At 71.0% G+C, this 23,110-nt stretch carries 20 protein-coding genes and 1 pseudogene; 13 read left to right on the plus strand and 8 right to left on the minus strand.

Annotated elements, in window-relative coordinates; genetic code table 11:
- The first annotated feature begins 58 nt into the window (after positions 1–58).
- The 8 genes from ACZ5ID_RS10460 to ACZ5ID_RS10495 all read left to right on the plus strand — a co-directional run bounded on the left by ACZ5ID_RS10460 (position 59) and on the right by ACZ5ID_RS10495 (position 9,044).
- Positions 59–1,003, plus strand: coding sequence for a carbohydrate ABC transporter permease (locus tag ACZ5ID_RS10460; RefSeq protein ID WP_468895600.1), 945 nt, complete (start codon positions 59–61; stop codon positions 1,001–1,003).
- The gene (locus ACZ5ID_RS10465; protein WP_406555347.1) at positions 1,000–1,905 is read left to right on the plus strand and encodes a carbohydrate ABC transporter permease; all 906 of its coding nucleotides are present in this window, start codon (positions 1,000–1,002) and stop codon (positions 1,903–1,905) included. Before ACZ5ID_RS10460 ends, ACZ5ID_RS10465 begins: the two co-directional genes overlap by 4 nt.
- Entirely contained in the window at positions 1,902–3,104 is a 1,203-nt protein-coding gene (locus ACZ5ID_RS10470; RefSeq protein WP_468895603.1) for a Gfo/Idh/MocA family protein, read from the plus strand. The genes ACZ5ID_RS10465 and ACZ5ID_RS10470 overlap by 4 nt, the downstream gene beginning before the upstream one ends.
- Positions 3,101–3,970, plus strand: coding sequence for a DUF6807 domain-containing protein (locus tag ACZ5ID_RS10475; RefSeq protein WP_468895606.1), 870 nt, complete (start codon positions 3,101–3,103; stop codon positions 3,968–3,970). Before ACZ5ID_RS10470 ends, ACZ5ID_RS10475 begins: the two co-directional genes overlap by 4 nt.
- The gene (locus ACZ5ID_RS10480) at positions 3,967–5,481 is read left to right on the plus strand and encodes a glycoside hydrolase family 43 protein (RefSeq protein WP_468895609.1); all 1,515 of its coding nucleotides are present in this window, start codon (positions 3,967–3,969) and stop codon (positions 5,479–5,481) included. The genes ACZ5ID_RS10475 and ACZ5ID_RS10480 overlap by 4 nt, the downstream gene beginning before the upstream one ends.
- 62 nt (positions 5,482–5,543) lie before the next feature.
- On the plus strand, positions 5,544–6,899 hold the full coding sequence (locus ACZ5ID_RS10485) for an ABC transporter substrate-binding protein (protein WP_468895612.1): 1,356 nt from the start codon (positions 5,544–5,546) through the stop codon (positions 6,897–6,899).
- The gene (locus tag ACZ5ID_RS10490) at positions 6,896–7,705 is read left to right on the plus strand and encodes a rhamnogalacturonan acetylesterase (RefSeq protein ID WP_468896173.1); all 810 of its coding nucleotides are present in this window, start codon (positions 6,896–6,898) and stop codon (positions 7,703–7,705) included. Before ACZ5ID_RS10485 ends, ACZ5ID_RS10490 begins: the two co-directional genes overlap by 4 nt.
- A gap of 28 nt (positions 7,706–7,733) precedes the next feature.
- Positions 7,734–9,044 (plus strand): pectate lyase family protein, encoded by a 1,311-nt coding sequence (locus ACZ5ID_RS10495; protein WP_468895615.1) that lies wholly within the window; start codon positions 7,734–7,736, stop codon positions 9,042–9,044.
- 78 nt (positions 9,045–9,122) lie between these two features.
- Here ACZ5ID_RS10495 and ACZ5ID_RS10500 read toward each other — a convergent pair whose 3' ends face one another.
- The 7 genes and pseudogenes from ACZ5ID_RS10500 to ACZ5ID_RS10530 form a co-directional block, all read right to left on the minus strand.
- On the minus strand, positions 9,123–12,041 hold the full coding sequence (locus ACZ5ID_RS10500) for a glycoside hydrolase family 48 protein (RefSeq protein ID WP_468895618.1): 2,919 nt from the start codon (positions 12,039–12,041) through the stop codon (positions 9,123–9,125).
- 280 nt (positions 12,042–12,321) lie between these two features.
- Positions 12,322–12,459: pseudogene (locus ACZ5ID_RS10505) on the minus strand (GNAT family N-acetyltransferase); the annotation flags it as partial.
- A 91-nt stretch (positions 12,460–12,550) separates the two neighbouring features.
- Positions 12,551–13,255 carry a DUF6766 family protein gene (locus tag ACZ5ID_RS10510; RefSeq protein WP_468895621.1) on the minus strand — a complete coding sequence of 235 codons (705 nt, stop codon included), beginning with the start codon at positions 13,253–13,255 and terminating at the stop codon, positions 12,551–12,553.
- An 82-nt stretch (positions 13,256–13,337) separates the two neighbouring features.
- Positions 13,338–13,853 carry a hypothetical protein gene (locus ACZ5ID_RS10515; protein ID WP_468895623.1) on the minus strand — a complete coding sequence of 172 codons (516 nt, stop codon included), beginning with the start codon at positions 13,851–13,853 and terminating at the stop codon, positions 13,338–13,340.
- 169 nt (positions 13,854–14,022) lie between these two features.
- Positions 14,023–14,256, minus strand: a complete 234-nt coding sequence (locus ACZ5ID_RS10520; protein ID WP_468895626.1) for a hypothetical protein — start codon at positions 14,254–14,256, stop codon at positions 14,023–14,025.
- A 68-nt stretch (positions 14,257–14,324) separates the two neighbouring features.
- Positions 14,325–14,813, minus strand: a complete 489-nt coding sequence (locus ACZ5ID_RS10525; protein ID WP_468895628.1) for a hypothetical protein — start codon at positions 14,811–14,813, stop codon at positions 14,325–14,327.
- Positions 14,810–17,299, minus strand: coding sequence for a molybdopterin oxidoreductase family protein (locus ACZ5ID_RS10530; RefSeq protein WP_468895631.1), 2,490 nt, complete (start codon positions 17,297–17,299; stop codon positions 14,810–14,812). The genes ACZ5ID_RS10525 and ACZ5ID_RS10530 overlap by 4 nt, the downstream gene beginning before the upstream one ends.
- Positions 17,300–17,769: 470 nt before the next feature.
- On the opposite strand from ACZ5ID_RS10530, the gene ACZ5ID_RS10535 reads away from it, so the two are divergent.
- The 4 genes from ACZ5ID_RS10535 to ACZ5ID_RS10550 all read left to right on the plus strand — a co-directional run bounded on the left by ACZ5ID_RS10535 (position 17,770) and on the right by ACZ5ID_RS10550 (position 21,187).
- On the plus strand, positions 17,770–18,156 hold the full coding sequence (locus ACZ5ID_RS10535; RefSeq protein ID WP_468895634.1) for a VOC family protein: 387 nt from the start codon (positions 17,770–17,772) through the stop codon (positions 18,154–18,156).
- Positions 18,153–18,794 (plus strand): TetR/AcrR family transcriptional regulator, encoded by a 642-nt coding sequence (locus ACZ5ID_RS10540; RefSeq protein WP_468895637.1) that lies wholly within the window; start codon positions 18,153–18,155, stop codon positions 18,792–18,794. Before ACZ5ID_RS10535 ends, ACZ5ID_RS10540 begins: the two co-directional genes overlap by 4 nt.
- A gap of 218 nt (positions 18,795–19,012) precedes the next feature.
- Positions 19,013–19,879: a DUF72 domain-containing protein gene (locus ACZ5ID_RS10545; RefSeq protein ID WP_468895640.1), complete on the plus strand. Its 867-nt coding sequence runs from the start codon at positions 19,013–19,015 to the stop codon at positions 19,877–19,879.
- A gap of 126 nt (positions 19,880–20,005) precedes the next feature.
- The gene (locus tag ACZ5ID_RS10550) at positions 20,006–21,187 is read left to right on the plus strand and encodes an alcohol dehydrogenase catalytic domain-containing protein (protein WP_468895643.1); all 1,182 of its coding nucleotides are present in this window, start codon (positions 20,006–20,008) and stop codon (positions 21,185–21,187) included.
- Between the two features lie 97 nt (positions 21,188–21,284).
- Here the strand turns inward: ACZ5ID_RS10550 and ACZ5ID_RS10555 are convergent, their stop codons facing one another.
- Positions 21,285–22,301, minus strand: coding sequence for an SDR family NAD(P)-dependent oxidoreductase (locus ACZ5ID_RS10555; protein WP_468895646.1), 1,017 nt, complete (start codon positions 22,299–22,301; stop codon positions 21,285–21,287).
- 129 nt (positions 22,302–22,430) lie between these two features.
- Here ACZ5ID_RS10555 and ACZ5ID_RS10560 point away from each other — a divergent pair, with 129 nt between their 5' ends.
- Entirely contained in the window at positions 22,431–23,075 is a 645-nt protein-coding gene (locus ACZ5ID_RS10560; protein ID WP_406551431.1) for a flavodoxin family protein, read from the plus strand.
- The last annotated feature ends 35 nt before the right edge of the window (positions 23,076–23,110 follow it).

Genomic DNA, 23,110 nt, shown 5'->3' on the forward strand with positions numbered 1-23,110 from the left:
CATTTCGAACATCGTGCGGCAAGCGCTTTCCCGCACACACCCCGAACGGAGACCCGTCATGGCCCAAGCCGCCACCGCCGTGGCCGAGCCACCACCGAAGCGCTCCGGCACCGTGCGCCGCACCGGAGCCACCCCGCGCACCCTGCCCTATCTGCTCATCGCGCCGGCCGCCCTGCTGATGCTGGGCTTCATCGCCTACCCCGTGCTCAGCGTCTTCTACTACAGCCTGCGGAACTTCAACCCCTCCAAGCCCTGGCGCAACGGTTTCGCGGGATTCGACAACTTCACCAAGGCGTTCACCGACGACCCCGAGTTCTGGCACACGCTCGGGTTCAGCCTCCAGTGGGTGGTCGTCCAGGTGGTGCTGCAACTGCTGCTGGGGCTGGGACTCGCGCTGATCGTCAACCAGACGTTCGTGGGCCGCGCGCTCTCCCGCGCCCTCGTCTTCTCCCCGTGGGCGGTCTCGGGGGTGCTCACCTCGTCCATCTGGATGCTCATCTACAACTCCCAGACGGGTATCACCCGTTACCTCGCGGACGCGGGCGCCGGCACATACGGCACATCGTGGCTCTCCGACACGAACACCGTCTTCCCGGCCGTCGTCACCGCCGAACTCTGGCGCGGTGTGCCGTTCTTCGCCATCCTCATCCTCGCCGACCTCCAGTCCGTGTCGAAGGACCTGTACGAGGCGGCCGAGGTGGACGGCGCCGGACGGCTGCGCCAGTTCCTCCACATCACCCTGCCGCACCTCAAGGACGCCATCATCCTCTCCACGCTGCTGCGGGCGGTGTGGGAGTTCAACAACGTGGACCTCCTCTACACACTCACCGGCGGCGGCCCGGCGGGCGAGACCACCACACTGCCGCTGCGTATCGCCTCGATCGCCGTCGACTCGCACGACTTCGGCTACGCGTCCGCCCTGACCTCCATCGCCTTCGTCATCCTCCTGTTCTTCTCGATGGTCTATCTGCGGCTCAGCAAGTTCGGAGGGCAGGAGAAGTGATCACCGAAGAGGCCGGGACGCGGACCACCGCCACGGTCCCGGCCCGTATGCCCGTCCGGCGCCAGGACGCCGGGCCGTCGAAACGCCGTGCGTGGGACGAGGTGCCCCGCTGGCAGATCTACCTACCGCTGGGCCTCTACCTCCTGTTCACCCTCGTTCCCTTCTACTGGATGCTGCTCTTCGCGTTCCGCCCCACCGGCTCCACCTCGCTCACGCCGTGGCCGCTCACGCTGGATCACTTCGACAAGGTGTGGAACGAGCGCAGCTTCGCTCTCTTCTTCAAGAACAGTCTGATCGTCGGCCTCGTGTCGATGCTGCTGACGACGGTCGTCGCGCTGGCCGGCGGCTACGCCCTCGCCCGCTTCGACTTCACGGTCAAGCGCGGATTCATGCTGATGCTGCTGTGCTCGCAGTTCATCCCGGGCGCGCTGATGCTGGTGCCGCTGTTCCAGATCTTCGCCGACCTACGGATGATCAACTCGCTGGGCAGCGTCATCATCGCCGAGGCCGTCTTCCAGCTCCCCCTATCCATGATCCTGATCAGCGGGTTCATCAAGAACGTGCCGTACTCCCTGGAGGAAGCCGCCTGGGTCGACGGCTGCGGACGCTTCCGTGCCTTCTGCGCGGTGGTCCTGCCGCTGCTGCGCCCCGGTCTGATAGCCGTCGGCTCCTTCGCCTTCGTCCACAGCTGGAACCACTTCCTCTTCGCGCTGATGTTCCTCAGCAACCAGGACAAGCAGACGATCCCGGTCGGCCTCGCCACCTTGATGGGCGCCGACAGCGTCGACCTCGGGGCCCTCGCCGCGGGCGGTGTCATCTCGGCCCTGCCGGTCGTCCTGGTCTTCGCCTTCATCCAGAAGTGGCTGGTCACCGGGTTCAGCGCAGGGGCGGTGAAGGGATGAGCCCCCGCCGTGAACCCGTCCCCGTCGTCCTCGCCGGTGCGCGCGGCCACGGACGCCGGCATCTGGAGAACATCCGCCGACTCGCCCGCCTCGGCCGGGTCCGCCTCGCCGGAGTCTGCGAACTCAGCCCCCTGACCCCCGCGGAACTCGACGGCTTCGCCGCCCCCGAGCAGTCCGGCGACCTCGCGGCCCTGCTGGCCTCCACCGGCGCCCGCATCGCCCTCGTCAGCACCCCGATCCAGACCCACACCGACCTGGCCCTCACCACCGCGCGGCACGGCGCACACCTGCTCCTGGAGAAACCCCCCGCCCCCTCGTACGCACAGTTCCAGCGGATGACCGAGGCCCTCGCCGCGGCGGGCACCGCCGCGCAGATCGGCTTCCAGTCGCTCGGCTCCCACGCCATCGGCGCGATTCGCGACCTGATCGCGGACGGCGCGATCGGCGACCTCCTGGGCATCGGCGCGGCGGGGGCGTGGGCGCGCGACGAGGCGTACTTCCGCCGGGCGCCCTGGGCCGGGCACCGGCGGCTGAACGGCACCGACGTCGTCGACGGCGTCCTGACCAACCCCCTGGCACACGCCGTCGCCACCGCGCTCGCCCTCGACGGCTCGACCCGGGCCGAGGACATCGCCGCCATCCGCACGGAGTTGTTCCACGCCCATGACATCGAGGCCGACGACACCTCGTACGTGGACATCACCACCACGTCGGGGCGCCGCGTCACCGTCGCCGCGACCCTGTGCGCCGAGCGTCCCGGCGAGCCGTACGTCGTCGCGCACGGCAGCCGGGGCCGCATCACCTTCTGGTACAAGCAGGACCGCGTCCTGGTGCAACGCGCCGGGCACGGCCCCGTGGAGTCGTTCCACGGCCGCACCGACCTCCTCGACAACCTCCTCGACCACCTGGAGGGCCGCGCCGCGCTCCTGGTCCCGCCGGAGTCGACGGCCGCCTTCATGAAGGTGGTCGAAGCGGTACGCACGGCGCCCGATCCGGCGCCGCTGCCTTCCTGGGCGTGGAGCGGCGCGACGGACGGGGCGGGGGCCGTACGCCGTGTCGTGCACGGCATCGACGACCTGGTCGCCGCCTCCGCCGGCACGCTCAAGGGCTACAGCGCGCTCGGCGCGCCCTGGGCGACCCCCTCAGCGGCGGACGCGGCAGGCCGGGCGGACGCCGGGAGCGGGGTGAACGCGTCATGAGCTCCCGCACTCCCGCCGAGGCGCCTTACTCCCCCCGGCCGGTCCTGAGCGTTTCCGGGCGGCCCGTCGCACGCTACGGCTTCCCCCCGCAGGGCGAACCTCGCATGTCACCACGCCCCTTCCTCCACCCCGTCACCACCCTCGCGGGTACACCCGTCACCGAGTACCGGCCCGCCGACCACCGGCACCACGTCGGTGTCTCGGTCGCCGTGGCGGACGTGGAGGGGCACAACTTCTGGGGCGGGCGGACCTTCGTCCGCGGCCAAGGACCCACCGAGCTCGACAACCACGGCGTCCAGCACCACGAGGACTTTGTGACATGCGGCCCCGAGGGCTTCGTCGAGGAGCTGGTGTGGCGGGCGGGCGACCGCGATCTGCTGCGCGAGCGCCGCACGGTCTCGGTGGCCGCCCTCTCCCCCGCCGCGTGGGCGCTGGACCTCACGTTCCGCCTCACCAACCCCTCCCCGGCCGCCGTCACCCTCGGCAGCCCGGCGACCAACGGCCGCCCCGGCGCCGCCTACGGAGGTTTCTTCTGGCGCGCCCCCAAGGCGCGGTCGGCTCCGGAGGTGTTCACGTCCACCTCCACCGGTGAGGCCGCCGCACACGGCCGGTGCGCCGAATGGCTGGCGCTCGCGGGCGAGGACTGGACACTGGTCTTCGCGGGAGGCACCGCCGAGACCCTGCGCGACCCCTGGTTCGTCCGTGCGGCCGAGTACCCGGGCGTCGGCTCGTCCCTCGCCGCGTCCGGGCGCCTCGCCCTCGCGCCCGGTGCGTCGCTGGTACGCCGTGTGATCACCGTCGTCGCGGACGGGCGGCTGCGTCCGGACCAGGCCCGGTCCCTGGCCGGCGAGGCGGTGCACGTATGACTCCTCCCGAGACGGTCTACCGCAACCCGGTCCTCGGCGCCGACTGGTCGGACCCCGATGTCGTCCGCGTCGGCGACGACTTCTATCTGACCGCCTCCAGTTTCGGCCGCGCACCGGGCCTGCCCCTGCTGCACTCGCGCGACCTGGTCGACTGGAGGCTGATCGGGCACGCCCTCGACCGGCTCGTACCGGAGGAGGCGTTCACCGTGCCCCGCCACGACCGCGGGGTGTGGGCGCCTTCGATCCGTCACCACGACGGAACGTTCTGGATCTTCTGGGGCGACCCCGACCACGGCGTCTACCACGTCAACGCCCCAAACATCAGAGGCCCTTGGAGCCCTCCGCACCTGATCAAGGCGGGGAAGGGGCTCATCGATCCGTGCCCGCTGTGGGACGAGGCCACCGGCGAGGCCTTTCTCGTGCACGCCTGGGCCAAGTCCCGCTCCGGCGTCAAGAACCGGCTCACCGGCCACCGGATGAGCCCCGACGGGGCCGAGCTGCTCGACGACGGCCACGTGCTCGTCGACGGTGACCGGATTCCCGGCTGGTTCACCATCGAAGGCCCGAAGGTGTACCGGCACGACGGCTGGTTCTGGATCTTCGCACCCGCCGGGGGCGTGGCGAACGGCTGGCAGGGCGTCTTCCGGTCGCGCTCCTTCCTGGGGCCGTACGAGGAACGCGTCGTCCTCGAACAGGGAGACACCCCGGTGAACGGGCCGCACCAGGGCGGCTGGGTCCGCACCGCGTCCGGCGAGGACTGGTTCCTGCACTTCCAGCAACGCGGTGCGTACGGGCGGGTCGTCCATCTCCAGCCGATGCGCTGGGACGAGAACGGCTGGCCGGTGCTCGGCGCCGGGGGCAGCCCCGTCCTCGCCCACACCCGCCCCGGCGTGCCGCCGCAGCCGCCGTCCGCGCCCGCCACCGACGACATGTTCCCCGGGGGCCGCTTCGGCCTTCAGTGGCAGTGGGCCGCCAACCCCCGGCCCGGGTGGGCGGTCAGCCACCGCCAGGACGGGCTCCGGCTCGCCTGTGTGCGCTCCCCCGACGTCCACGACCTGCGTCTGCTTCCGCAGCTGCTCACCCAGCGCCTTCCGCTGGCGTGCCGCACGGTCGACGTCGACCTCCGGCTGGACGCCACCGGGCCGGGCGCGCGGGCCGGGCTCGCCGTCGTCGGTGATGCCTACACCTGGATCGGCCTTGAGCGCGGCGCCGACGGGACGGCGACCCTCGTACACCGGTTCGCCGAACCGGCGGCGTGCGGCCCGGAGCGCGACGCCGCGACGCCGCGCCCGGCCCCGTCCGGCTCGGTCCGGCTGCGCGTCGAAGTCGGCGAAGGGGCGCGCTGCCGCCTGTACGCGGACACCGGAGACGGGTTCCGGCCCTCGGGCCAGGTCTTCGCCGCCACCCCCTGGCGCTGGGTGGGCGCCCTCCTGGGGCTCTTCGCCGGGGCGCCGCCCGGCAGAGGACCCACCGGTACGGCCCTGTTCCGGCACTTCCGGATCAACGGCTGACCACCACCCCATGCCTCACCCGCACTCCCCGCCCGCAGAGTTCAGCAGAAATGAGCCGATCCATGGACATCAGCACCGGCCGCACCAGAGGCCGACACACAGCAACCGCCCTCGCCCTCGCCGCCGTCCTCGCCCTGACCACCACCGCGTGCGGTGACGACGGCGGTGGCGCGGGCGGCGGCAAGGGGGAGGAGGGGACCGGAAAGGGCGAGATCACTTTCTGGGACAACAACACGGCCGTCCGCCGCGACATCTGGATGGAGATCATCAAGGACTTCGAGAAGAAGTACCCGGACATCAAGGTCAACTACGTCGGAATTCCCGCCGCATCCGTCCAGTCCAAGTACGACACCGCCATCCAGGGCGGCGGTCTGCCCGACGTCGGCGGGGTCGGAGCGGCGATGCTCGCCGGGATCGTGGGGCAGAACGCGCTGGAGCCGGTGGGCGACCGCGTCACGGCGAGCACGGCACTCAACGGCAGACTGAACGCGGGCATGGTCGAGTCGGTGAAGGCGGCCGGCGGGAGGAAGGAGCTCTACACCGTGCCCACCTCCGCCAGCAACGGTGTGCTGTACTACCGCATCGACCTGTTCAAGGAGGCGGGGCTGGAGGCACCCACCACCTGGACGAAGTTCTACGAGGCCGCGGCGAAGCTCACCGACACCGGCAGGAACCAGTTCGGCTACACGATCCGCGGCGGCGCGGGCTCCATCGCCCAGGCGCTGGACGCGATGTACGGCCAGAGCGGCATCACCTCGTTCTGGGACGCGTCCGGCACGAAGACCACGGTCAACGACCCCCGGAACGTCCAGGCGCTGGAGAAGTACGCCGCCCTCTACAAGAAGGCCACCCCGTCGGCCGACGTGAACAACGACTTCACGAAGATGGTCGCCCAGTGGGACAGCGGCCGGATCGGCATGCTCAACCACAACCTCGGCTCGTACAAGGACCACGTCAAGGCACTCGGCCCCGACAAGTTCCGCGGTCTGCCCAACCCGACCACGGACAGCGGTGCACGCGTCCAGGTCTCCAACCCCGTCGACGGACTGGGCCTGTTCAAGGCGAGCAAGAACAAGAAGGCCGCCTGGGCGTTCATCGAGTTCGCCGCCTCGCACGAGTCCAACAGCAAGTGGAACGAGTCGGCGGGCGCCATCCCCGCCAACACCGAGGCCGCCAAGGACCCCTGGGTCCAGAAGGCCGAGCCGACCCGGCTCGCCGCCGAGGCCCTCGCCGGCGGCAGCACCACGATCGTGCAGTTGCCGTACTACCTGCCCGACTGGAACACCATCTCCAAGACCGCCAACGAGCCCGCCTTCCAGAAGGTCCTGCTCGGCAAGGTGTCCGCGAAGGGCTTCCTGGACTCCCTCGCGGGCCAGCTCGACAAGGCGCAGGCCGAGTGGAAGAAGCAGAGCCGGTGACGGCCGCCGCCCCCGGCCGCCGCGGCGTCCTCGCCGCCGCCGGAACGCTCGCCCTCGCGGCGGTAACCGCTCCCGCCGCCCACGCCACCCCGGGAGCCCCCCGCCGTATGCCCACCCTCCACATCGCGGGTGACTCCACGGCCGCCCAGAAGTACGCGGACGCGGCCCCGGAGACCGGCTGGGGCATGGCCCTGCCGTTCTTCCTGCACACGGGCACGCACGTCGCCAACCACGCCGTGAACGGCCGCAGTTCCAAGAGCTTCCTCGACGAAGGGCGCCTCACCGCGGTCCTCAGGGTGATCCGGCCCGGCGACTTCCTGCTCGTCCAGTTCGGCCACAACGACGAGAAGAGCAACGATCCCACCCGCTGCACGGAACCCTGGTCCACCTACCAGGACTGTCTGCGCAAGTACGTGGACGGGGCGCGTGCCCACGGGGCGCGGCCGGTGCTGCTCACCTCCGTGGAGCGCCGCAAGTTCGACGCGGAGGGCACCGCACACCCCACCCACGGCGACTACCCGGCCGCGATGCGGGCTCTCGCCCGGCAGACGGGCACTCCGCTGCTCGACATCCAGGCACTGTCGCTGGCGCTGTGGCAGCGGCTGGGGGCGGAGGAGACGAAGAAGTACTTCAATTGGACCGCCACGGAGCAGGACAACACCCACTTCAACCCGCCGGGCGCGATCGCCGTGGCACGCCTGGTGGCCCGGCGACTGCGCGATCAGCGCCTGCTGGCGGCCGGTGACCTGCGGCGCCTGGACGACGCCATCCCCTCGTCCTGGATCACCTGGCCCGCCGCCCCCTGACCCGTACCGCCCTCGCGAGGAGAGACGAATGACGCACACACCCCAGAGGCGATCCCACCGCGTGGCCGCGACGGCCGCCTGCGCGGCCCTGGTGCTCGCCCTGACATCCACCGCGGGCTCCGCCCACGCCCACGGCCGCGACCCGGGCCGGCAGTCCCTGCCCGCGGGCGACGGCTGGGGCTCGACCGGCTCCGGCACCACCGGCGGCGCCCGGGCCGACGCCGCGCACGTCTCCACCGTCACCACCTGGGACGGGCTGAAGGCCGCGCTGCGGGAGGGCGGCGACAGCCCGAAGATCATCCGGGTGAGGGGCACACTGGACGCCGCCGCCGACGGCTGCGCCGCCTTCGCGGCCGAGGGGTACGACTTCGCGCGCTACCTCGCCGACTACGACCCGGCGGTATGGGGCCACGACAGGCCGGTCAGCGGCCCGCAGGAGGATTTGCGCGCCGCTTCGGCCGCCCGCCAGAGACCGGCCATCACCGCCGACGTCCCGTCCAACACCACCATCGTCGGTGTGGGCGCGCACGCGGGAATCGTCGGCAGCAGCCTCCAGATCAAGGGCGTCGACAACGTCATCGTCCGCAACCTGACCCTGGAGAGCCCCCTCGACTGTTTCCCCCAGTGGGACCCCACCGACGACAACAGGACGGGCGCCTGGAACTCCGAGTACGACAGCGCCGTCGTCCACGGCTCCACCCATGTGTGGATGGACCACAACACCTTCACCGACGGCACCCACCCCGACAGCACGCTGCCCACCTACTTCGGCAAGATCTACGAGCAGCACGACGGCGAGCTCGACATCGTCAAGGGCGCCGACCGGGTGACGGTCTCCTGGAACGCCTTCAGGGACCACGACAAGACCCTCATGATCGGCAACAGTGACGGCGCCGCCGCCACCGACGCGGGCCGACTCAAGGTCACCCTCCACCACAACCTCTTCGCCGGCATCGTCGAGCGCGCCCCGCGCGTCCGCTTCGGCCAGGTCGACGCGTACAACAACCTGTACGGCGTCACCAAGGAGCAGAAGTACCAGTACGCCTTCGGGATCGGCTACCAGTCCCAACTCGTCGCGGAGAAGAACGCGTTCGTGCTTCCGGTCGGTGTGTCCGCCGCGAACATCCTGAAGAAGTGGAGCGACGCGCCGGTCACCGCCGACGGCAACTACGTCAACGGCCGCGTGGTCGACCTCATCGCCGTCCACAACGCGCAGTCGCCCGGCGAGGTGCTGCGCTCCGGCGCCGGGTGGACACCCACCCTGCGCACCGTGGTGGACGACCCGCGCGCCCTGCCCGGCCTCGTCGGCAGGCGGGCGGGCGCGGGAGGGATCGGCTGATCCCGGCGTACAAGGGAGGACCCCGGTCCGTCCGGCGGGGCGGGCGGGACGGACCGGGGCCACGGAGCTGTCAGTGGGCTATTCGAGCAGCTCCGCGTAGGCGCCCATGGCCATCGCGATGTCGGCCTGGGCCCAGAACCGGTGGTAGGTGAAGACCGGGGCGGCGCCGCCCGCGAGATAGGTCTCGATCTTCGACCAGGCCGGGTCGTTCTTGTAGAAGGAGCGCAGGGAGGTGAAGGTCGACGCGGAGTCGATCTTGTCGCCGTTGGGCATCGTCCCGCTCCAGCCGCTCGGCACGTAGACCGGGTCGGCGAACCGCTTGTAGTCGGTACGGGTCTCGGGCACGGCGATGCCCAGCGCGTCCTGGTTGTGGTCCCACATCCCGTCGATGAGTTTCTTCGCCATCGTCTTCGCCGCCGTGTTGCCGGACTTGGCCCCGTAGTAGGTCAGGGTCTTGGCGTAGGCGGCGGCGACACCCACGTCGTCGGTGTAGTCGGCGACGGTGACGTGCAGGCCCGCGTTGGCCCCGGGTGAGGCCGCGTTCCAGGTGTCGGGCTTGCCGGACCACTGGAGGGTGGCGGGGATGCGGTAGGTGCCGTCGGGGTTGACGGTGGTCCTGGACAGCGCCCAGGTGACCCACTTGTCCAGAACGGCCTTGGCGGCGGTGTCACCCGTCTGCTGGTAGTACTCGGCGACCCGCTCCATCGACCAGGCCTGGAAGCCGAACCACTGGTTGGAGGGAGGGTCGTGGTAGACGGGTGCCTCGTCGTAGAACATGCCGTAGAAGGTGGGTGTGCCGGCCGGTGGGGACGCGTACCGGCCCTGCCAGCTGTTGGTCGCGCCGCCCGCGATGGCGCCCTCGTCGGACTGCAGCCAGCGGTAGAACTCCAGTTGCCGCTTGAGGCTGGTGCCCCAGTCCGCCGAGCCGGTGGCCGACTTGGGCTTCAGATCCGCATTGGAGCTGAGCGCCCAGGCGGCCAGGGGGTTCTGGTAGCCGCCGTGCACATGGCTGGAACCGATGCGCCAGGCCCAGCCCGCCGAGGTGTCGGTGGCACCGCCCCAGGCGTAGTACCAGGACAGCAGGTAGCTGGAGCTGTTCTTGCCGCTGCCGGCCGGGCAGGTGGTGGGCCCGACGCAGTTGCCCTGCTGCTTGAAGTACTTGTCGTACATCGCGTACCGCAGATAGTCACCCATCTTCGCCGCCTTGGCGACGGTCGCGGTGACCGAGGCGCCCTTGCCCTGCTGCTTGGCCCATACGTCCGCCCAGTAGGCGGCCTGTACGGCGCGTGCGTCGGCGTCGGGGGCGTCGGTGAACTTCCACTGCTTGGCGTACGAGGAGTCCTTGGTGAACAGGTCCAAGTACCCGTTCCTCCCACCGTACTTGAAGGTGTCGCAGGTGGGCTGCGGCACGGTCTCCCAGACGGACTCCTGGGGACCGCGCTGGAAGGTGTTGATGTACGAGGGCCCGGCCACGGCCGGCCCGCCCTCGCAGGTGCCCGGCGCGTTGCCGTAGCCGTAGACGTTGTCGACGTCCTCCAGCCAGTGCATGCCGTAGATGTCGTCGGTGCCGTAAGCGCTCTTCAGCTCGCCCGCGATGGGGTCGTTCCCGACGGGAACGGACGGGTCGAGCTGCGCCGGGTACTGGGAGGGGAGATCACTCTCGGGCGCGTAGGTGGCCGGCTTGGAGGCGTTGTAGAAGGAGTTGGTGGGCTGGTCGGTGTGGCCGGGGATCATGTACTTCTCCATGATGTCCCAGGCACCGTTGAACTTGGACCAGTCCCCGCTGACCTTGCCGTACATGGCCTGCAGCCAGATCAGATAGCTGTACGCCTCCGAGGTCGTCTCGTGCCCCTGGTCCGGCGCCTCCACGATCAGCGTCTCCACCGAGTGGTACGGGATGCCCTTGGGCGAGAAGTAGCCGTTCGCGGGGTCGGTTATCTTCCCGTAGAGGGCGAGGAAGCGCGCGTCATAGGTCTTGGACGCGGCGATCTCGGTGGCGGTGACCTCCGCCCTGGCGTGGCCGGGCGCCGTCGCGGCGAAGACGGCCGCTCCGGTGCCGGAGGCGTCGGCGGTGACCGTCGCCTGCTGGGCGGTGTTCCAGTTGGCGGGGGTGAAGACCAGGCTCGCGCCGGACGTGAGGGAGAGCCCGGTGTTGCCGGAGGTGCGGGAGATGCCGACGGTCACGTTCGCGGCCGGCTGGGTGGACAGTTTGACGCCGAACGTCGCCGACTTGCCCTGCGGGACGGAGAGCTGGGCGGGCGAGGCGACGACGGCGGGCCCGCTGGTGACGTGGATGCCGACGGGCGCGGACTCCGCCGAGGCGCCGAGGCTGTCGTAGGCCTTGGCGTACAGCGAGTAGTCCCCCGCCGCGAGCCCGGTCGCGGAGAAGGTGTAGGGCGCGGTGGTGTCGGTGCCGAGGAGGGTGGTGTCGCTGTAGAACTCCACCTTGCCGATCGAGGCCCCGTCGGCGGCGGCTGCCGTCGCGGCGAGCGGCACCGGGTCCCCGGCCGTATACGTGGCGCCCGCGGCGGGACTGGTCAGCACGGTGACCGGGGGCTGGTGGGCGCCGTTGCAGGGGGTGCCGTTGAGGGCGAAGTCGGTGGGGGCCGTGTTGGTGCCGCTGTAGGTGAACTGGCCGCCCGTGCTGACGGCGGCGCCCGCGGCGATGGTCTTGTTCCAGTCGGCCGCCTTGACCGTGACGGTCCGCGCGGACTGCGACCAGGCGCCGTTCCAGCCGTTGGTCAGCTGCTGGTTGCCCGTGTAGGCGTACGTCAGTGTCCAGCCGTCGATCGCGGCGGAGCCCCGGTTGGTCACCGTGATGTCGGCGGTGAATCCGGAGCCCCAGTCGTTGGTCTTGTAGTCGACGCTGCACTGGAGGGAGGCGGCGTGAGCCGCGGGGAGAGCGCCGGCGGTGATCGCGCCGAGGGGCAGCGAGAGCACGGCGGCGTAGGTGAGCAGACGGCGTGGGCCTGGCCTGCGTCTGGTGCGCGAGGGCATGCGGGGGACACTCCAAGCGGCTCGGGGACGGGGGCGCGGTGCGGGGGCTGTGCGCGAGCTTTGAACCTATGGGAGCGCTCCCAAAGTGCAGGAGGGATTGCGGGGATGTCAAGGGGGCGTTTCGCGATGCGGGATCGAGGGCGTACGCGTGGGGCGAGCGGCAAGTCCCGTTGCGCGAGAGGCTGTTGGGGCGCCGCTGACGCAACGGGTGCACATCGCGGGAAGGGCGCGCCCCCCGTCCCGCGAACGCGCCCTCACCTCTCCCCCACTGACCAGCCGTTCATTCCGCGGCACTCAGGACCATGAAGGTCCCGGGGTGGGGAACGGGAGTGAAGCCGACCTTCGCGTACACCTCGTGCGCGTCGAGCGTCGCGAGGAGTACCCGCCTGAGACCCAAGGGCGCGAGGTGGTCACGGACATGGGCATGGGCGACCTGCTCGCCGTCGGCACCGTAGCGGGCGAGATCTCGGGTGCACGTTCGGCGGGGTACGGGCTCGCCCCCGAACGCGTCAGCCCTCGATGCCCGTGGCGCTGTGCGGCGCGCCGACCGGCTTGGACTCCGGGGAGCCGCGCTGGCGCAGATACACCGAGAGGATGACCATCGAGGCGACCGCGAGGAGTTCGGACTGCCAGTTCTGCAGGGTGCGGGACCAGAACTCGGGCGACCCCAGATACGCGCCCCAGCCGATCGGGTCCTGGAGCTGCCGCAGTTGCAGTTCGTTGTGGGCGGCCACTCCCGAGATCGACTGGGCGAGCCAGGACAGCAGGAACACCAGGCCCATGAGCAGGCCGAGCGAACGGGAGTACACCCGTTGGCGCCAGTCCTTGGTACCGGCCCAGCGCGGCGAGTCCTCGCGCGCGTGATCGCCCATCCGCTGGTCGCGGTCGGACTCGGGCCCCTTCTCGTGCGGCTTCTTCGACTCGGGGGAGCCCCGCTGGACGAGCCAGACGGTGCCGAAGATGTACAGGAAGAACTGGAGGAACTCCGACTGCCAGTTCTCGGTGACGTCGACGGCGAAGTCCGAGGACATCAGGTACTCGCCGAAGCTCAGTTGCTGGTAGTCGCCCACGGAGAGCTGCTCGTTGAACTCGGCGTGGCCGGAGAGCGCCTGGCCCAGAAGGGTGACCAGGAACGCCGTGCCGAAGGCCAGGGTGAGGCTGTTGTCCCTCCAGAAACCGCCCCGGCGCTCACTGCGCCGACTCCGTGAGGTCATCGATACATCGCTCCGATCGCGATGAAGTATCCCAGTCCGCCGAAGAGCACGACGAGACAGATGACGAAGAGTGCGCGCATGGTCAGCCGCCCTTCACGACACAGCGGTAGGGCTTCTCGCCGCCCCGGGGCGTACAGCCGGCCGCGACGACCTTCCACCCGCCGCGGAACTGCGACAGGAACAGCTTCTGGCCGCCCGCGTCCAGCGATGCCTGCCGTCCGTACACCTCAGGACTTCCCGCGGGCGCGGCCGTGGGCAGCTGTTGCCCCCGGAGCGCCTGACCGCACCGCTGCTTCTCGTCCTCCTCCAGCTGCTGCCGCGTCCGGGGTGCCAGAAGGCCGCACGCCGTCGGGTAGTCGCCTGCCGCCACGGCACGCTGGAAGGCCCGGCCCGCGTCGCGGGCGCCGTCCACCCGGCCCGAGGTCGCCCCGCACGCCGTCAGCAGGGCGCCGATCACACCTGCGCAGACCACGGTTGCCGCCCCTCGGCGCAGGGCCGGTACCGGCCCGCGAGGTGGCCGGCGCCGGGCCCGGCCGGTGGCGGTCGGGGCGTCCTGCCTCCTCGTGTGGTCCTCGCGCGGGAGCGCGGTCGCTTCCACGGAACTCCTCCCAGGCGCAGACTCGGGCGAAACGTTTCGCTATCTCTACCCGCCGGGCGCGACGGGCGGCGCTCACGGGCGGACTGTTCCCCCGTCCGGCCCAGCCGGAGAACGCGCCCGGCGGGGGCTGCGCGCGCGTGGACCGTGCCGGACAAGGGACGGCGCCCGCTCAGGCCGCGTCCGAGTGGCGGCCCGCGGTCCGCGGGCGCGTGACGGTGTCCTGCTTCCCTCCGGGGATGAGACGCAGATGGCGGGTGCGGGCATGGCGACGGGCCGACTGCGGGCCACGCGTCAGCCAGTCCTCGACACGGTCCATGCCGTACAGCAGCGCTGCGACGGCGGGCAGCAACAGGCACGCGACGATGAACATGGTTCCGGACTCCTCCAGAAGACGGCCGTTCACGGGTGCCCTCTTCCCTTCGGGCCACGGGCCGGGCGTGTGAAGGTCCGGTGACGGTTCCGGTACGCCGTCTACAAGGACGTCAGGATCTGCGGCGACAGGATTTTGATCATCGTGTTGGTCCAGCGCATCTGCCGCAGTGTCCGCGGGTGGCAGGAGGAGACGAGCTGGAGGAGACCGGCGTCCCTGGACGCCTGCGCGGCCTGCCCGAGCATCTCCCAGGACAGGGAGTTCTCCGAGGCGGCCAGATGCAGATCGCGCAGGTCGCGCAGGAGGAGCAGGCCCGGCTCGGGTCGGCGTCCCATCGTTTCGGCGGTCTTCTCCCGCAGCGTCGCCAGGAAGCCGCCCGGAGATTCGCCGGGGCCGCTCAGGTCGAGGTCGTAGCCCCGGGCGGTGTCGGCCAGCCGCTGGACATGCTCGCGTGACCAGGCGGCGAGGTCGAGGGCGACATGGTGGATCTCGTGCTCGGTCCGGTGGCGTTCGGCCACGGCCAGCAGTTCCTTGGCCAGTCGGCGCTCACCGTGGTGGGCACCGCGCAGGACGATCTTGATCGCGTTCACGCGTCGGCTCCGTTCCGCTCGCGCCACCCGGGGCCCTCGGTCTGTCCCGCGCGGGCCGAGGGCCCTCCCTCGGTGGCGGGGACGCCCGCCGGTCGCGCGGGGGCGGACGCCGTCGTGGTGGGCGCGGGGGCACTGGCGCCGCCGCCTCGTTCCACCAGACGCAGCGCCGCCGCGGCGGTCTTGAACAGCGGCTGCTTGGAGACGGGATCCCAGTCCGTGATCGTGGTCTCGTTGGCGGCACGTCCCGGCGTGCCGTCCCCGGGGCGGTGCCCTGCCGGTGTGTCCCAGTAGCCGTAGTGGAAGGGCACGAACAGCAGACCGGGACGGATGTCGGTGACGCGCAGACGGGCCCGCAGCGCGCCACGAGGGGTGGCGACCTCCATCAGGTCCCCTTCGTGGAAGCCGAGCCTGTCCGCGTCCACCATGGACGCCTCCACCCACACCTCGGGAGCCGCCGAGTTGAGCTGGGGCGCCCGGCCGGTCTTCGTACGGGTGTGGAAGTGGTAGATCGTCCGTCCGGTGGTGAGCTGGAAGGGATGCTGCTCGCTCGGTACCTCGTGCGGCGGCAGATACGCGGAGGGCTTCAGCATGGCCTTTCCGTCCGGGTTGGCGGCCCGGTAGTCGACGGCCTCCTGGGACGCGCCGGTCACCAGGTCCTTGCCGTACGACTCGCACACCTGCGGACCGGCCCAGCTGATCCCGTCGGTGTAGAGGCGCTCGGTGCCCTCGGGGAACCGGTCGTTGCACGGCCACTGGATGCCGCTCGTTCCGCGCAGCTTCTCGTGGCTGAGACCGGTGTAGTCGCAGGGACGGCCGGCGCTGCACCGCTTCCACGCCTCGAACGCCGATTCGGGGTCGTGCCAGGTGATCAGGGGGCCGCCGTCCTTGTCGCGGAAGTCCATACGGGCCGCGTAGTCGAGGAAGATGTCCAGGTCCGGTCTGGCTTCGCCGGGCGGTTCGACGGCCTTGTCCGACAGGTGTACGGTCCGGTCGGCGTTGGTGAGCGCGCCGGTCTTCTCCCCCCAGGTGGCCGCCGGCAGGACCACATCGGCCAACTGGGCCGTCTCGGTCAGGAACAGGTCCTGGACCACGACGAACAGCCGTTCCTGGGCGAGGACCGAGCGGATACGGCCGAGTTCGGGGAGGGAGACGGCGGGGTTGGTGCCGCTGATCCACAGCATGCGGATCGAGCCCTGTTCCGCGTAACGGAACATCTGCATGGCGTGGGTGGGCGGTCCGTAGTGCGGGATGGTCTCGGGCTCGACGTTCCACACCTTCGCCAGGTCGGCGACGTGCGCGTCGTTCTGCCAGTTGCGGAAGCCCGGCAGGTCGCCGTTGGCGCCGCACTCGCGGGTGTTCTGCGCCGTGGGCTGCCCGTTCATCTGCAGCACCCCGGCACCCGGGCGGCCGAGCATGCCGCGGATCAGATGCAGATTGTTGACCTGCACCGCGGCGGCCGTGGCCTGATGCGACTGGTAGACGCCCTGCAGGACCGTGGACAACAGGCGCTCGGCCGAACCGATGATGTCCGCCGCCTGCCTGATGCGGTCGACGGGGACGTCGCAGATCGCGGCGGCCCACTCGGGTGTGCAGTCCTCGACGGCCGCCGCCAGCTCGTCGAAGCCGACCGTGTGCGCGCCGATGTACTTCCGGTCGATGTGCCCGGCGCGGATGACCTCGTGCAGCAGGGCGTTGAGCAGGGCCACATTGGTGCCGACGCGCGGCGCCAGGTGCACGGCGGCCTTGCGCGCGACCCGGGTCGGCCGGGGATCGACGCAGATCAGCCGGGGAGGGTCGGTGCCTTCGAGCCGGTCGAGGATCCGCATCCACTGCACCGGCTGGGTCTCGGCGATGTTGTGGCCGAACAGCACCATGACGTCCATGTGGTCGATGTCGTCGTAGGAGCCCGGCTGGCCGTCGCAGCCGAAGGACTCCTTCAGCGCCTCGCCCGCCGTGGCGGTGCACAGACGCGTGTTGCCGTCCAGGTGGTTGGTGCCGATACCGGCCCGGGCCAGCACGGCGAGCGTGTAGTACTCCTCCAGGAACAGTTGTCCGGACGTGTAGAAGCCGATCGACCCCGGGCCCTTCTCGTCCAGGAGTTCCCTGGACCGCTTGACGACACGCTCCATCGCGGTGTCCCAGTCGCACTCGACGAGCCGCCCGCCCTCGCGGATCAGCGGCCGTGTCAGCCGGTCCGGGGAGGAGTTGGCCTGCCACCCGAAGAGGTCCTTCGGTCCCAGACGGCCGTGGTTGACCCGGTCCGTCGCCCGGCCGCGCACCCCGACGATGCCGCCGTCCTTCACCGCGATGTCCATCGCGTCGCCGTCGGAGTGGAGGATCGAGGCGGACCGCACCCAGCGCTGCACGTCGTCCGGCTCCACCCCCTCGGCCAGATGGGTGTCCACCCGGGCGGGCCACGCCTCGTGTCGTCCGTACGGTGTACGGCTGCCCCACGGTCGCGCGATCCGGTCCACCGAAGCGTCCACGCCTGCCTCCCAGCGACCACCCGCGGCGCCCGGCGCGCCGACCGGTCATCGGTACCCGCCCCCGTCCGCGTGTAACAGGGACGCCGCATCGGTCACCCCCCGGCCCCGGCAAGGGGACTCGCTGTGCTCGGTGGTTTCGGCGCGCGAGGCGGGTCACCCGAGGGGAGGCTTGTCCCGCACGGAGAAGATCAAGGCGTAACCACGCGACGAGAAGGCGAGACGTATGGCCATGTCGAGTCCCCACGCACTCACCGCACTGCCCGCCCGCACCTGAATCCGTTGGCGGCAGGGCCGTGACCTCTCCCTCTCCGCGCCCGAGCCAACCCCCCGCGCCCGCACGGCGCTTCGGCACTCCGGGCGGCGGGACGCCTCGCCCTCAGCCCTTCCCAGGCAGCCTCTCCCGTTGTTACGATCCGGACCGGTTCGGAACCATATTCCGAGCGGAACCGCCTACCCGAGAGGCTCTACCCATGCTGCGTGTCAAGGACTTCGACCACATCGTCCTCAACGTCCAGGACGTCGAGCGTGCCCTCGCCTTCTACACCGGGCCGCTGGGGCTGGAGCCGGTGCGCGTAGAGGAGTGGCGTGCGGGCAAGGTCCCGTTCCCCTCGGTCCGGATCAACGCGAACACCATCATCGACCTGTTCGACCGGCCGCGCGGCGAGTCCAACGTCGACCACATCTGCCTCGTCGTGGACCCGCTGGACTGGCAGGAGGTCATCGACTCCGGCACGCTCGACGTCCTTGAGGGCCCCGTGCCGCGCTTCGGCGCACGCGGCTCCGCCCACTCCGTCTACGTCAAGGACCCGGAGGGCAACACGGTCGAGCTGCGCTGGTACCCGCAGGACGCCGAGTGAGCGCCGGGGGCCGGCCGCGCGACCCCGCGATCGACGCGGCCGTCCTGACCGCCACGCTGGACATCCTGCGAGCCCACGGCTACTCGGGCTTCGCGATGGAAACCGTGGCGGGGCGGGCGGGCACCACCAAGGCGGCCATCCGCCGTCGTTGGCCCCGCCGCCAGGACCTGATCATCGACGCGCTCGCGTCGATCCTGGCCGTGCCGCCCGTCCCCGACAACAACTGCACCCGCTGCGACCTGATACAGAGCATGCGGCTCCTGGACGCGGCACTGCACGAGCGGCTGCCGCGCGGTGCCCTGGCGCCACTGGTCGCCGACTGCGCCCACGACCCGGAGCTGCACCGGCGGCTCACCGACCTTCTCGTACGGCCCAGTCGGCAGGCCGCCACGACCGCCGTCGAACGGGCCGTCGCCCGGGGTGATCTGCGTCCCGACGCCGACCCCGAAGTGCTCGTCGACCTGCTCGCCGCCTCGGTCTATCAGCGAGCCCTCCTCGGCGGGGCGGCCACCCCCCGCCCCTCGGCCGCGGACATCGTGGACCTGCTTCTGCGCGGGGCGGCCGTCGACTTCGACCAACTGGTCCGCGTCAGCCGGACACCGGCCCATCTGCGCCACCCCGCCACGGCCCACGCGTGATGTCCAGGGGCTGGGCGGAGCCCCTGAGCGGGGCGGCCCGGCTCCCCCTCGAAGGGGGCGCCCGCCGCATGTGACCGCGTGTCAGGTGTACGAGAGCGTCTCGGGGTACTGGAGATACGTCCGCCCTGACCGAGGACGGACCCCGGGCGACCCCGGGCACACCGACCAGCGCCCATGGCGCGCGTCCACCCGGAGGCGTCCATGCCCTTCTCCCGATCATGACCGGCACCATCCAGGTGGGAGCCTGTTCCTGGGCCAACCCGGAGCTCGCGTCCTCCGGTTGGTATCCGCGCGGCTTCCGGACCGCCGAGGGCCGGCTGCGCCACTACGCCTCGCGGTTCCCCGTCGTCGAGGTCGACTCCACCTACTACGCGCTGCCCAGCGCCCACAACTCCCGTATGTGGGCCGAGCGCACGCCCGCGGGCTTCACCTTCGACGTGAAGGCGTTCGCCGCCCTGACCGGCCACCCCTTCCCCGCCCGCGCCCTCCCGGCCGAGCTGCGGCCGGCCGGGCCCCCGAACGCCCGGCTGCGTCCCCATGAGCTTCCCCACGGGATGCTGGACGCGCTGTGGGACCGGTTCCACGAGGGCATCGAACCGTTGCGCGCGGCCGGGCGGCTGGGCAGTGTGCTGTTCCAGTTCCCGCCCTGGTTCCGGCCCAGCGAGGAGGCGAGGGCCCGTATCGAGGAGTGCCGCAAGCGGTCGGAGGTGCCGGTCACCGTCGAGTTCAGGCACGCGAGTTGGCTCACGGGTCGGCAACTGGACACGACCGTACGGTTTCTGTCGGAGCTTCGGATACCCCTGGTCGGGGTGGACGCCCCGGGGCTCCCTCCGGTCGTCCGGGCCACCTCGCCGCAGCTGTCCGTCGTACGGTTCCACGGCCGCAGCCCCGACTGGGGCACCGGTTCGAAGGAGGAGCGCTACCGGCACCGCTACACGGTCGAGGAGCTGGAGTCGTGGGTTCCGCGCCTGCGCGAGCTCGCCGAGAGCAGCACCCGGGTGCATGCGCTGTTCAACAACTGCTGCGGGGACGCGGCGGTGCGAGCCGCCGAGACCATGACGGAGCTGCTGGCAGCGGGGGCGTGACCGCGAACACCCATACGGTCGGCCCCGCGCGTTACCCCTCCCCCACGACGGGCACCCGGACCGCGAGAAACGAAGCCCCGGGCCATGAGCGGCCACGGACAATCGCGACGGCAGGAGCGGCACATCATGCGCGCACTTACTTGGCACGGCAAGCGGGACGTCCGGGTGGAAACCGTTCCCGACCCGCGCATCGAGAAGCCCGACGACATCGTCGTACGGGTCACGTCGACCGGGATCTGCGGGTCCGACCTGCATCTGTACGAGATCTTCGGGCCGTATCTGGACCCCGGCGACATCCTGGGCCACGAGGCGATGGGCATCGTCGAGGAAGTCGGACCGGAGGTGTCGGAGCTCAGCCCGGGCGACCGCGTGGTCATCCCCTTCAACGTCAGCTGCCGTGACTGCTTCATGTGCGACCAGGGGCTCCACTCCCAGTGCGAGACCACCCAGGTCCGTGAGCGGGGCATGGGCGCGTCTCTCTTCGGCTACACCAAGCTGTACGGGCAGGTACCGGGCGGACAGGCGGAACTGCTGCGCGTCCCGTTCGGCAACAAACTCCCCATCAAGGTCCCCGAGGGGCCGGAGGACGACCGTTACGTCTACCTCTCCGACGTCCTGCCCACCGCGTGGCAGGCGGTGGAGTACGCGGACATCCCCGAAGGCGGCACGGTCACCGTTCTGGGTCTTGGGCCCATCGGCGACATGGCCACCCGTATCGCACAGCACCGGGGCGCCCGGACCGTCATCGGCGTCGATCTCGTCCCCGAGCGCCTCTCACGCGCCAGCGCACACGGTGTGACCTGCCTGGACGCCCGGCGCGGAGGCGAGGTGGCGGAGGCCGTCCGCGAGCTCACCGAGGGACGCGGCACCGACGCCGTGATCGACGCCGTGGGCATGGAGGCGCACGGAGCGCCGTTCGCCAAGGCGGCGCACTGGGTGACCGGGCTGCTGCCCGACGCGGTGGCGCAGCCGCTGATGGAGCACGCGGGAATCGACCGCCTCGCGGCCCTGCACACCGGCATCGAGCTCGTCCGCCGGGGCGGCACGCTGTCCTTGTCGGGGGTGTACGGCGGGGCCGCGAGCCCGATGCCGCTGCTGACGATGTTCGACAAGCAGATCCAGCTGCGCATGGGGCAGGCGAACGTATGGCGCTGGGTGAAGGACATCCTGCCCCTGCTCACCGACGAGGACCCGCTCGGTGTCGACTCCTTCAAGACCCACGCCATGTCGCTGGAGGAGGGACCGAAGGCGTACGCGATGTTCCAGGCCAAGGAGGACGGCATGGTCAAGACGCTCCTCAAGCCGTGACAGCCGCGTTGGCTCCCCCGTCCCGTCCGGCGCGCTCCACCCTCATCCACCGGCCGCCGGGTCCCGGTCACGTCCGGGGCCCGGCGGCCGACGCGGGTTACTGGGAAGCGCTCGTCGGCGGTCCCGGGGTCATCTGGTTGTAGCGGCGCGCGGCGCGGTCGTTCATGGCACTGCCCAGCCTGCGGACCTTCTCCGCCCAGCCCCCGCGAGGGACGTCCTTGAGCGCGTGCCCCTGCCGGATGCGCCCCTCCGTGCCCGCTTCGCCGCCCGCGGCCGGCAGGAACCGGTTCGCCACCCCCGTCAGGCGGGTCACCGCGGTGGGGGCCACTCCATGGGCCAGGTCCGCGGCACGGGCCGCCGGCGTCAGGACGATCCGGGTACGACGGCGCTCCAGCGCCCGCACGATCCGTTCCGCCGCCCGTTCGGCGTCCATCGAGACGACGGGGGCACCCGACAGGCCGGAGAACCAGGCGAACTCCCGGGAGGCCTCTCCCCCGAACTCGGCCTGGAGGTGGGAGCCGGTGCGCATGAGACCCGGATGTGCGGTGGTCACCGAGACACCGGTCCCGGCCAGTTCGCTGCGCAGGCCCTCACCGAGCGCGCCCACGGCCGCCTTCGCGCAGGAGTACGGCAGCAGATGCGGGACGGCGAGCAGCGCGCCCACCGACCCGACGAGCCCCAGCCGGCCGCCCGCGGAGCTCTCCCGCAGCTGCGGCAGGGCGGCCAGGGACACCTGGACGGCACCGTCGAAGATGGTCGCCATCGCGTCGTGGAAGGCGTCGGCGTCGAGTGCCGCCACCGGGGCCACCTGGATGACGCCCGCGTTGGCCACCACCACGTCGAGCCCGTTCTGCTCGGTGGAGACCCTGCGCACCGCCTCCGCGACCGCCGCCCCGTCCCGTACGTCGCACACCTGCGTCAGCGGCACGACCGAGGTGTGTCGCTCGATCCACTGGGCCGCGCGTTCCAGCTCCGCCTCGTCCCGGGCGACGATGGCGACCTGGCAGCCACGGACGGCCAGCCGGGCCACGATGAGCAGCCCCAGTCCCCGCGAACCACCGGTGACCAGCGCGGACTGGCCGCTCAGGTCCTTCTTGGATCCGATTCCCACCATGGGTCACACCTCCAGTCGCATACGGCCCGGGTACCCCCTCGGGCCCGTCGAAGACCACATCGGCGGCCCGGCGCGGTGACCGGGGCGAAAGGCTGGTAGGAAACGGACCTGGGGGGAACTGGTCTGTTCATGGAACAAGCACAGACCACGTCCGAGTCCTCGTCCGCCACCCCGCTGCGCGCGGTCGCCCTGGTGTGCTCGCTGCGGCCCTCCCCGGCGGCCTCCAGCTCCCAGCTGCTGGCCGAGCAGACCATGGAGGCCCTGTCGGAGCACGGCGTCACCGGCAAGGTGATCCGGGTGGCGGACCACGACGTCAGGCCCGGGGTGGAGACCGACATGGGTGACGGGGACGCCTGGCCCGGCATCCGCGACACGATCCTCGGCTCCGACATCCTGATCCTGGCCACCCCGATCTGGCTGGGCCACCCCTCCAGCATCGCCCAGCGCGTCCTTGAGCGCCTGGACGCCGAGATCGGCGAGACCGACGACCAGGGCCGGATGCTCACGTACGGCAAGGTCGCCGGGGTGTGCGTGGTCGGCAACGAGGACGGGGCCCACAAGGTGAGCGCCGACCTGTTCCAGGGCCTCAACGACGTCGGCTTCACCCTCGCCCCCAACGCCGTCACCTACTGGGTCGGCGAGGCCATGCAAGGTACCGACTACCAGGACCTCGACAAGACCCCCGAGAAGACCGCCACCACGACGGCGACCCTGGCCGCGAACACCGCCCACCTCGCCCGCCGCCTCAAGAGCGCCCCCTACCCGGCGGTGTGACCGGACACGGGGCCCGCACGGTCACCGGGGGCGGC

Source organism: Streptomyces sp. NPDC031670 (genome assembly GCF_055580545.1).